At 67.4% G+C, this 9,111-nt stretch carries 8 protein-coding genes; 2 read left to right on the top strand and 6 right to left on the bottom strand.

Features of this window, described 5'->3' with window-relative positions:
* The 3 genes from ARC23_RS19480 to ARC23_RS19470 all read right to left on the bottom strand — a co-directional run.
* Positions 1-1,685: MFS transporter (locus ARC23_RS19480; RefSeq protein ID WP_057498722.1), on the bottom strand; the 1,685-nt coding region annotated here is incomplete at its 3' end.
* On the bottom strand, positions 1,685-2,251 hold the full coding sequence (locus ARC23_RS19475; protein WP_057498721.1) for a TetR/AcrR family transcriptional regulator: 567 nt from the start codon (positions 2,249-2,251) through the stop codon (positions 1,685-1,687). The genes ARC23_RS19475 and ARC23_RS19480, both read right to left, overlap by 1 nt.
* Positions 2,252-2,452: 201 nt before the next feature.
* A complete protein-coding gene (locus tag ARC23_RS19470; RefSeq protein ID WP_057498720.1) occupies positions 2,453-4,654 on the bottom strand; it encodes a TonB-dependent receptor in 2,202 nt (733 codons plus the stop codon).
* Between the two features lie 136 nt (positions 4,655-4,790).
* Between ARC23_RS19470 and ARC23_RS19465 the strand changes: the two genes are divergently transcribed.
* The gene (locus tag ARC23_RS19465) at positions 4,791-5,204 is read left to right on the top strand and encodes a MerC domain-containing protein (protein WP_057498719.1); all 414 of its coding nucleotides are present in this window, start codon (positions 4,791-4,793) and stop codon (positions 5,202-5,204) included.
* 110 nt (positions 5,205-5,314) lie between these two features.
* Positions 5,315-5,494 carry a 30S ribosomal protein THX gene (locus ARC23_RS19460; RefSeq protein WP_010483110.1) on the top strand — a complete coding sequence of 60 codons (180 nt, stop codon included), beginning with the start codon at positions 5,315-5,317 and terminating at the stop codon, positions 5,492-5,494.
* A 131-nt stretch (positions 5,495-5,625) separates the two neighbouring features.
* On the opposite strand, the gene ARC23_RS19455 is transcribed toward ARC23_RS19460, so the two are convergent.
* The 3 genes from ARC23_RS19455 to ARC23_RS19445 form a co-directional block, all read right to left on the bottom strand.
* Positions 5,626-6,879, bottom strand: a complete 1,254-nt coding sequence (locus ARC23_RS19455) for an alkaline phosphatase family protein (RefSeq protein WP_057498718.1) — start codon at positions 6,877-6,879, stop codon at positions 5,626-5,628.
* A 104-nt stretch (positions 6,880-6,983) separates the two neighbouring features.
* Positions 6,984-7,475 carry a methylated-DNA--[protein]-cysteine S-methyltransferase gene (locus ARC23_RS19450; RefSeq protein WP_057498717.1) on the bottom strand — a complete coding sequence of 164 codons (492 nt, stop codon included), beginning with the start codon at positions 7,473-7,475 and terminating at the stop codon, positions 6,984-6,986.
* A complete protein-coding gene (locus ARC23_RS19445; protein WP_057498716.1) occupies positions 7,472-8,950 on the bottom strand; it encodes a DNA-3-methyladenine glycosylase 2 family protein in 1,479 nt (492 codons plus the stop codon). The genes ARC23_RS19450 and ARC23_RS19445 overlap by 4 nt, the downstream gene beginning before the upstream one ends.
* Positions 8,951-9,111: the final 161 nt, after the last annotated feature.

Below are 9,111 nucleotides of genomic sequence, written 5' to 3'. Positions count from 1 at the left end.
TGTTCACCCTGAGCGGCTGGCGTGGCCGCAGTGGGGGGAGTGGGGGACGCGGGATGGCGCTTGCGCCATTGCTTGAGCACGGCGGTGCGCAGCGACAGCAGCAGCAACCAGCACAGGAAGCCGATCGCCAGCCAGCCGCTCAGGGTGAACACATCGTTGAAGCCGCGCACGTTGGCTTCGCGGCGCGTGGTCTGCGCCAGCTGTGCGCTGCCCTGTGCACTGCGCAGCACCGGGTCGGTGATCTGGGCGGCGTACAGCTGCTGCTGGATGCGCAGGCGCTGCGCCACCACCGGATCGGCTGGATCGAGCTGGCTGGTCAATGCGCTGGAGTACAACTGCTCGCGATGCAGCTGGAAGGTACCCAGCACCGCCGAACCGGCCAGGCCACCCAGCGTCTGCGTGATCGACAGCGTCACCAGGAAGGTGATCATGTGATCCACGCCCTGTTTCAGCGCGGCGGAAATGCCGAGCATGATCAGCGGGCCCATGAACATGCCGGCACCGACCGAGGCCAGGAACTGGCTGGCGTAGAAGTCGTGTGGCCGATCCATGCTGGTGCGGTGCTGGTCGAAGAACGCGGCGGCGCCCAGCAGCAGGATCGCCATCAGCAGCTGGGCGATCAGTCGCTTCGGGCCGAAGGTCAGCGAGGCGCCGGCAATGCCCACGATCACGCCGGCCAGGATCACCACAAACAGCGGGCGCATCTGGTCAGGCCCCATGCCCAGCGTGCGCATCAGGTTGACCACGCCGTAGGACTGCTCAGTGGTGAGGAAGCGGATCAGGAACGCGCCAACGATGAAGTGCAGGACCGGCAGCTTCGACAGCCAGCGGATCTGCAGCAGCGGATTGCGCCGGTAGTGTTCGATGATGAAGGCGGTGGTGGACAGCACGATCGAGGCGACCAGCGCCCAGCCCAGCCACGGTGTGTTGAGCCACCAGCGCGTGTAGCCCTGCGCCAGTACGATCACCAGCAGCGCGACCGCCGGCGCAAGCAGGGCGAACGTGAGGAAGTCCAGTGGCTCGAAGGCTTTCACCTGGATGCCGGGCGGCAGCTTCAGCACCACCACTGCCGCGAACGCGCACAGTGCCAGCCCGGCTTCGAATGAGTAGAGCTGATGCCATTGGCCAGTATCGACCAGGCCTGGTGAAACGATCCAGGCGATCGGCACCGCCAGCTGCGAAAGGCCGACGCCGACCACCAGCAGATTGCCGGTAAAGCGGCGCGGCAGCGCCTGCAGCATGTACAGCGTGCCCAGTGTCGAACAGGCCGCACCCGCGAAGCCGCTGGCGGCACGGGTCAGCATCGTGGTCTCGAAGCTGCCGACGAACAGGTGCAGCACCGCCAGCGCTGCGTACAGGCCCAGCCCGATCTCGGCGAACAGGCGGATGCCGTACTGCTGGCGGAACTTGAAGGCCAGCAGGTTGGCCGTGACGTTGACCATTGCATACGCGGCCACCAGCCAGCTGCCCTGGGTGGGGGTCAGTGCCAGCTGGCCCTGCAGGAAGGGCAGGTTGGCAGTAACCAGCGCATTGCCGAGGCCGCCGGTGATCGCCACCAGCAGCGATACCAGCGCATAGGCCGCGCGCCGATGCGGCGGGTGCCAGGGCATCGACGCCGAGCCGGGCATGGTCGGCTTCTCGTGCTCCTCCCAATCCGGAACCGGCTTCAGATACGGCTGGACCATCAACGGGCCTCGCTGGCAGCTCCCTGGAGACCCCCGCGCAGCAGCTGCAGGGCGCGCCCGGCCAGGTGGGCGCGCTCGTCGCGGGTCTTGCCGCGCAGGGCCGCGCCCAGCATGCCCGAGATCAGTGAAATGTCCGTCTTCTCCAGGTCGGCACGGCACAGGCCGGCGGCCTTGGCGCGCTCGATCGGTGCTTCCAGCAGGTCGCGCACGGTTTCGCGCGCGGTGCGCATGGCCGGCACGTCCGAATCCACCGCACGCCAGTAATCGGCCAGTGCCGGCGAGTCGATGATGCGCTGGGCCATGCCCTCGAACACCTCGAACAGGGCGTCGTCGCGGTCGCCAAGCTGTTCGACCTGGCGCCGGATGCGGTCGACCGTGCGCTGCAGCAGCGCCTGGATCAGCGCGGTGCGGTCGGGGAAGTTGCGGTACAGGGTCGCGCGGCCCACCTGGGCGCGTTCGACCACGAGATCCAGCGGGGCAGTGACGCCATGTTGGCCGAAGACATGATCGGCGGCATCGAGGATGAGGGCACGGCGGGCAGCAGCATCGGCACGTTGGGCAGTCATGGAATTATTTTCGGACAAAAGTGTCCGATTGGCGAGACATTGAGTGACGGGATTGTCCGGTTGTTGTCCTACGCACATCTTTGTGATGCCTGCGTGATGGGCTGCGGGTGAAACAAAAACGGGGGCCCGAAGGCCCCCGTTGGATGGTGTGGAGTCAGAGCCCTTTCCTGTGGAAAGGGGATCCGACCCCGCCGTTCGCGGTCAGAAGAACGCGCGGATGCCGAATGCGACACCACGGCCCGGCAGCGGCGAGTAGTCGCGCAGCAGCGAGGTGTGCGGCCGTACTTCGCGGTTGGTCAGGTTGCTGCCATCCAGGAACACCTCGTAGCTGTTGCTGGCGTTGCGATCCCAGCGGTAGGCCAGGTGCGCGTCGACCAGGGTGTAGCCGTCGCTCGGTGCTTCGTTCTGGGCGACGTCCTTCTGGCGGCTGTAACGCACCGCACCGACCGAGGCGCGCCAGCCGTCCTTCGACCAGCGCAGGTCGGCGCCGACGCGGGCCGGGGCGATACGCGGCAGGTAGCCGGTGTTGGCCAGCTCCACACTGTAGTTGTGGTTGTGGTCGCCATGCGGCACAGCAATATCAAGGGTGCGGCTGCTGCTGCCATCCAGTTTGGCCTTCACGTAGTCACCGAACAGGCGCAGGTCCCAGTCACCGGCGCCACCCTCGAACAGGTGTACCAGCGCTTCGGCCTCGGCACCGCGGAACACCGCGTCCTGCTGGGTCCAGGTGCGCACCGGCAGGCCCTCGGTGATGCCGGTGTCGGCCAGGTAGATGAAGTCCTTGAACTTGGTCTGGTAGACCGACGCCGAGAAGTCCAGGCGCTCGCTGTGGGTGTGGATGCCCAGCTCCACGCGCTGGCCGCGCTCGGTCTTCAGGTTGGCGTCGCCGATTTCCAGCGAACGGGTGGCGATATGCGCGCCTGCGGCGTACAGCTCTTCGTTGGTCGGTGCACGTTCGGAGCTGTCCACGCCGATACGCAGGTCAACGGCATCGTTGAGCTTCCAGATGCCGGCGGCAGACAGGTTGGTGGCACCGAAGGTGCGGCGGCGATAGTCACCGGTCGGGTCCAGCTTGACCTGGTCGTGGCGGCCACCCAGCTCCAGCTTGAACGGGCCGAACTGCTTTTCCTGCAGTACGAACAGGCCGATGTTCTTCGTGCCTGTATCTGGAACGAACGCCTCTTCGCCCTTGGCACCGAAATCACTGTTGCCGAACTGCAGGCCGAAGGCGCCGTCCCAGCCGCCGATCTGCTGCTGCACCGCTTCCAGGCGCGCTTCGATGCCGCGGTTGGTGAAGCGGGTGGACGGAGTGCCGGCTTCCAGCTCCACGTGCTCGTAGTCGGTGTAGGCCACACGCGCGTTGATGTTCTTCAGGAACGAAACCGGGTTGTAGATGCCGGCCTTGGTCTCGAAGCGGTTCTGCACCATGTCGATGCGCACGTCATGCTCGTCGCCGCCTTCCTCTTCGTCGCCATGATCATGATCGTGGTCATGCCCGTGATCGTCGCCGTCGGCGTGCACGTGGGCACCGTTGGGGATGCCATAGTTGGTGCGGTAGGTGCTGGCCGATACGCCGAAGTAGCCACCTTCGCCCAGCCAGGTGGCACCGACGCCACCGGCGCGGGTGCGGATCGAGCTGTTGTCCAGGCGGCCGCGACGCGGCTCTTCGCCCTCGGCCGCATCGTGGTCATGGTCGTCGTGGTGGTCTTCAAGGCTGTCGATCACCGCGTAACCGGGAATGCGGTAGTCGTCGCCATTGCGCACCAGGCCATCGACGTGCAGCACGACGTTGCCGCTGACGCCGTCGAGGCGGAACATTCCGCTGCGTTCATTGTTGACCGAGTTGCCGCGCAGCTCGGCGCGGCCGCTGAGCGGGCGCTCCGGCAGTTCGCGCGCGATGCGGCCATCGACCACGTTGACCGCACCACCGATGGCACCGCTGCCGAACAGCAGCGTGGCCGGGCCCTTCAGTACTTCGATCTGGTCGGCCAGGAACGGTTCGATGCTGGTGGCGTGGTCGGCGCTGACCGTGGATGCATCCATGTTGCCCATCCCGTTGGACAGCACCGCCACGCGCGGGCCTTCCTGGCCACGGATGATCGGGCGGCCGACGCCGGGGCCGAAGAACGTGCTCTGCACGCCGGGCAGCTTGGCCACGGTATCGCCGAGGGTGCCGGTCTTCTGTTCGTCCAGGCGCTCACCGGCGAGCACGTCGACCGGGCGGGCCAGCGACTCGGCGTCGCCCTGCAGCGGCGAGGCCGTCACCTGCACCGATGACAGCTCGGTCAGGTGGCGGTCACGATGGGCGGTGTCCTGGCCGGCAGCAAAGGCCGTGGACGGCAGCAGCGCGGCCAGGGCCAGGGCGAGGGAATGCGGCTTGATCCGCAGGGTGTGGGCGGGCATGGGCAGGTCCTTTGTTACAATGTATCAATCACGGGGCGCACGTATCCCGTCGATGGGACAGGGGGGAGGGAAACCGTGCGGGTCGGGAACGGATGTTATATTATTCCATAACGATTCGCCGACCCTGCTGGAAGTCATGTCCCTGTCCTCACGCTTGCGCCACCTGCTCGACCGCTTCGGCGCCACTGGTTCGATGCTGTGCGCGGTGCACTGTGCGGTCATTCCCGTAGTGCTGGCGGCGGCGCCCTCGCTGGGCCTGTCGTTCTGGTTGAGCGATGGGGTGGAGCAGGCGCTGGTGGTGTTCGTGACCCTGCTCGGGTTGTTCAGCCTGGTCTGGGGCTATCGCCGTCATGGCGCGCTGCGTGCGCTGGGCTTCCTGATTCCCGGCCTGGTCGCGCTGTGGGCCGGGGTGCTGTATGACCCGCTGCACCACAATGCGGTGCCGCACGCGGTGGTGATGACCATCGGTGGCCTGCTGGTGGGTGTGGCCCATCTGGTCAACCTGCGCCTCAACCACGGTCACGTGCACGACGCCAGCTGCGCGCACTAGGCGCTCCGTGATAGGATTTTCGATCGTGCGCGGGGGCGCCCAGCAAGGCGGCCCCGCCGAACCCGTGTCAGTACGGGGTAACCAGATTTCACATTTGAGGAGTTGAAGACATGGGTAAGGGTGACCGCAAGACCGCCAAGGGCAAGCGCTACAACGCCAGCTACGGCAACGCCCGTTCGCACACCGCCAGCAAGGTCGCCGTAGGCGCCGCCGCTCCGGTTGCCAAGAAGACCGTGGCCAAGGCTCCGGCGAAGAAGGCTGTGGCGAAGAAGACCGTCGCCAAGGCCTGATCCGGCCAATCGACCGGTCCAAAGAAGAACGCGGCGCCTGACGCCGCGTTTTTTTATGCCCGTTTCTGTAGAGCCGAGCCCATGCTCGGCTGGCGCAATGCAGCCGAGCATGGGCTCGCCTCTACGGGAACTCAGCGCAGTGTCTTCTTCAGCGTTTCCGGATTGCCGTCGTTCGGCGCGGCCGGTACCTGCAGCAGGTGGGCCAGCAGCGGGTACACGTCCACGTTGTCGAACCCGTCAATCACCAGGCCCTGGCGGAACGACGGGCCGCTGGCCACGAACACTGCGCGCATGGAGGGCAGGGCGTTGTCGTAGCCGTGCGAGCCGCGGTCCTGTTTGGCGCGCTTGGCGATCTTCTCGCGATGCAGTGCATCCCAGCCTTCATCCATCGCACAGACGATGGCCGGAACCCGCGGATGCGTGCCGTAGTGCCAGCGCGCCGGCAGGTTCTCCTTCTTCCAGCACGCGTAGTGCGCATGGCGGCCGAGCAGGGCGCGTTCGGCCTCTGCTTCGCGGCCCGCGACCGGCGCGAAACCCACCGACTGGCCCTGGCTGACATTGCGTGCGATGGCCGGGTCGACCATCGATTCGGTCGCGATCACATGGCCGTCGGACACGCTGGCCATGCCGTGGTCTGACACCACGATCACGTTGGTGGTCGATGCCAGTCCACGCTGCTGCAATCCATCCAGCACCTGGCCGATGATCTGGTCGGCACGCACGATGGCGTCGGCGTACTGCTTCGAATCCGGTCCGTAGTGGTGGCCGGCCTTGTCCACGTGCTCCATGTACAGCGTGGTCAGGCGCGGCGCATCGGCGTCGGTCTGCGCCAGCCAGTCCAGCACGATGCCGGCGCGCTGCTCCAGCGGTTCCTGGCCGTCATAGACGCGCCACTGGCTCGGGCGCACACCGCGGATCTCTGATTCGCTACCCGGCCACGAGGTGGTGGCGGTGCGCACACCGACGTTCTCGGCACCGACCCAGATCGGTTCACCACCCCACCAGCCACTGGTGGTGACCGCATCGCGGTTGCTCAGTTCGAAACGGCCCAGCGCTGCATCGTCCATGCTGTTGTTGACGATGCCGTGGTGGTCCGGGCGCAGGCCGGTGACGAGGGTGTAGTGGTTGGGGAAGGTCAGCGACGGATAGGACGGCGTCATCCAGCGTGCACGCACGCCGCCGTCAATCAGTCGCTGCAGGTTCGGGGTCAGGCCGCGATCGAGCGCGTCGGCGCGCAGGCCGTCGATGGAGATCAGCAGCAGCTTCGGCGGCGCGGCCGCAGCGACGGACGCAGGGAGAACGGCGGCGGAAGGGGCGTGCGCGGTGCTACAGGCGGCCAATGGCAGCAGCAGTGCCAGCGAAAAGGTCAGGCGTACGGAAGTCATCCGTGCATGATAAGCCGGTGCAATTACCGGCCCAAGACACGATGCGCCAGGACCGTCCGGGGTCAGATCCCTTTTCCATGGGAAAAGGGATCTGACCCCGATGCTCAAGCGAACAGCGGGGCCTGGCGTTGCTCCAGCCGCAGCAGGGCCGCCTTGGTTTCCAGTCCGCCGCCGAACCCGGTAAGAGCGCCGTTGCTGCCGATCACGCGATGGCAGGGCAGGATGATCGGCAACGGATTGCGGCCATTGGCCGCGCCCACCGCGCGGGTCGCGCTGGGCTGGCCCAGGTGCTGCGCCAGCTGCAGGTAACTCCAGGTCTGGCCAAACGGGATCAGTGCCAGCGCCTGCCATACGCGCAGCTGGAACGGTGTGCCGCGTGGAGCAAGCTCAAGATCGAAGCTGCTGCGCTCGCCATGCAGGAACTGCAGCAGCTGCTCGCGTGCTTCCGGCAGCGCTTCCGGTGCGTAATGCCAGTCATCACGCCCGCGCGCGGGGTGGCGGTTCTCCGGGAACAGCACATGCGAAAGGCCGCGCTCATCGCCTGCGATGGTCAGCACGCCGATCGGGCTGTCGAAACGGTCGAACAACAGGGTCATGTGGGTTCTCCAACGAAAGTGCCGGACAGGTGCCACAGGTGCAGCACGGCGTAGGCGCGCCACGGGCGCCACGGTTGCGAGCGCGCTTCGGTTGCACGTTCGCTCAGGCGCTGGCCCTGCGCGTGGCCGAGCACCTGCTGCAGTACAAGATCGCCGGCCGGGAACGCATCGGGCTGGCCGAGCCCGCGCAGGGCGATGTACTGTGCCGTCCACGGGCCGATGCCGGGCAGCGCCACGCAGCGGGCAACGAACTCTTCCAGCGCCTGGCCGGGCGCGAAGTCGAGCTGGCCGCTGGCGCAGGCGGCCGCCAGCGCACGCACGGTGGCGGCGCGGCTGCGCGGCAGGCCGATCGATTCCAGGGGCGCTTCGGCCAGCACCTCGGGCGCCGGGAACTGGCGATCAAAGTCCGACGGCATGCCCGGCAGATGCGCCCCATACGCATCCACCAGACGCCGCGCAAAGGTGGTGGCGGCGGCGACGCTGACCTGCTGGCCGAGCACGGCGCGTACGCCGACTTCGAAGCCATCCCAGCCGCCAGGAACGCGCAGCCCCGGGCGTTCGGCGATGCCGCGTGCCAGCAGCGGTTCCTCGCCCAGGGCGGCATGGACCTGTTGCAGGTCGGCATCCAGATCGAACACACGACGTACCCGGCGCACGATGTCGGGAATCAGGCGTGGATCCACCGCGCCCAGTTGCAGGCGCAGCTCCGGGCGCTTCGGGTCGGCCGTGACGCGCAGCAGGGTGGAGCGCTCCGGCGTGCCCAGCACGCGCTGGTAGCTGTCTTCGCCGATCAGTTCAATACCGGGCAGGCTGCGCTTGCGCAGGAAGGCCAGCATGCGCGGGAAATCCAGTGGCGGCCGGTAGGCCAGGCGCAGTACCAGGCAGCCATCGTCGGCGGCCAACGGCGGGTGCTGGCGACGCAGTGCGGTGGGCGCCATGCCACAGCCGTGCAGGAACGCGGTATTGAAGCGGCGCAGGCTGTTGTAGCCGGCGGCCAGCGCGACGTCGGTCACCGCCAGCGTGGTTTCGGTCAGCAGTTGCTTGGCCAGCAGCAGGCGGTGGGTGGCATGGATCTGCCCCGGCGTCGCGCCGAGATGTTCGACGAACAGGCGCTGCAACTGGCGCGCGCTGAGGCCGAGCTTCGTTGCAAGATCGGCCACCGGCTGCTCCTGCAGGAAGCCACCCTGGATCAGCGCCAGTGCGCGCTGTACGGTCTGTCCGGCCAGTGCCTGCTGCGCCTGCGGCGCCAGTTCGGGACGGCAGCGCAGGCAGGGTCGGTAGCCGGCGGCGGCGGCGGCAGCGGCGGTCGGGAAGTAGGTGATGTTGCGCGGTTTCGGTGGCGGTGCAGGGCACACCGGGCGGCAATAGATGCCGGTGCTGCGCACGGCAGTGAAGAACACGCCGTCGAAGCGTGCGTCACGGGCCTGGCGGGCGCGATCGCAGGCGGCGGTGTCGAGGGCGAGGGCGGTGTCCATGGCGCCAGTCTAGGCGGGTGCGGGTGGCGATACTCGCCACATTCGGACATGGATGCTGAAGGGGGTCTGGCCGGGCCGCGCCCTGCACCCGCCGAGGCCAGAGCAACAGCAACAGCGGCTTCCCGCGGGAGGGCGGGGGCGGGTCCGGTTGCGGGGGACGC

The organism is Stenotrophomonas beteli (genome assembly GCF_001431665.1).
Taxonomy (GTDB): domain Bacteria; phylum Pseudomonadota; class Gammaproteobacteria; order Xanthomonadales; family Xanthomonadaceae; genus Stenotrophomonas; species Stenotrophomonas beteli.
This window is presented reverse-complemented; position numbering and strand designations above follow the sequence as displayed.

Bases quoted from the DNA above. Each gene is read 5' to 3' on its own strand.
- ARC23_RS19450 (WP_057498717.1), bottom strand. From the start codon at position 7,475: ATGACCCTGTTGTTCGACCGTTTCGACAGCCCGATCGGCGTGCTGACC.
- ARC23_RS19465 (WP_057498719.1), top strand. From the start codon at position 4,791: ATGTCCCTGTCCTCACGCTTGCGCCACCTGCTCGACCGCTTCGGCGCC.
- ARC23_RS19475 (WP_057498721.1), bottom strand. From the start codon at position 2,251: ATGACTGCCCAACGTGCCGATGCTGCTGCCCGCCGTGCCCTCATCCTC.
- ARC23_RS19445 (WP_057498716.1), bottom strand. From the start codon at position 8,950: ATGGACACCGCCCTCGCCCTCGACACCGCCGCCTGCGATCGCGCCCGC.
- ARC23_RS19470 (WP_057498720.1), bottom strand. From the start codon at position 4,654: ATGCCCGCCCACACCCTGCGGATCAAGCCGCATTCCCTCGCCCTGGCC.
- ARC23_RS19455 (WP_057498718.1), bottom strand. From the start codon at position 6,879: ATGACTTCCGTACGCCTGACCTTTTCGCTGGCACTGCTGCTGCCATTG.
- ARC23_RS19460 (WP_010483110.1), top strand. From the start codon at position 5,315: ATGGGTAAGGGTGACCGCAAGACCGCCAAGGGCAAGCGCTACAACGCC.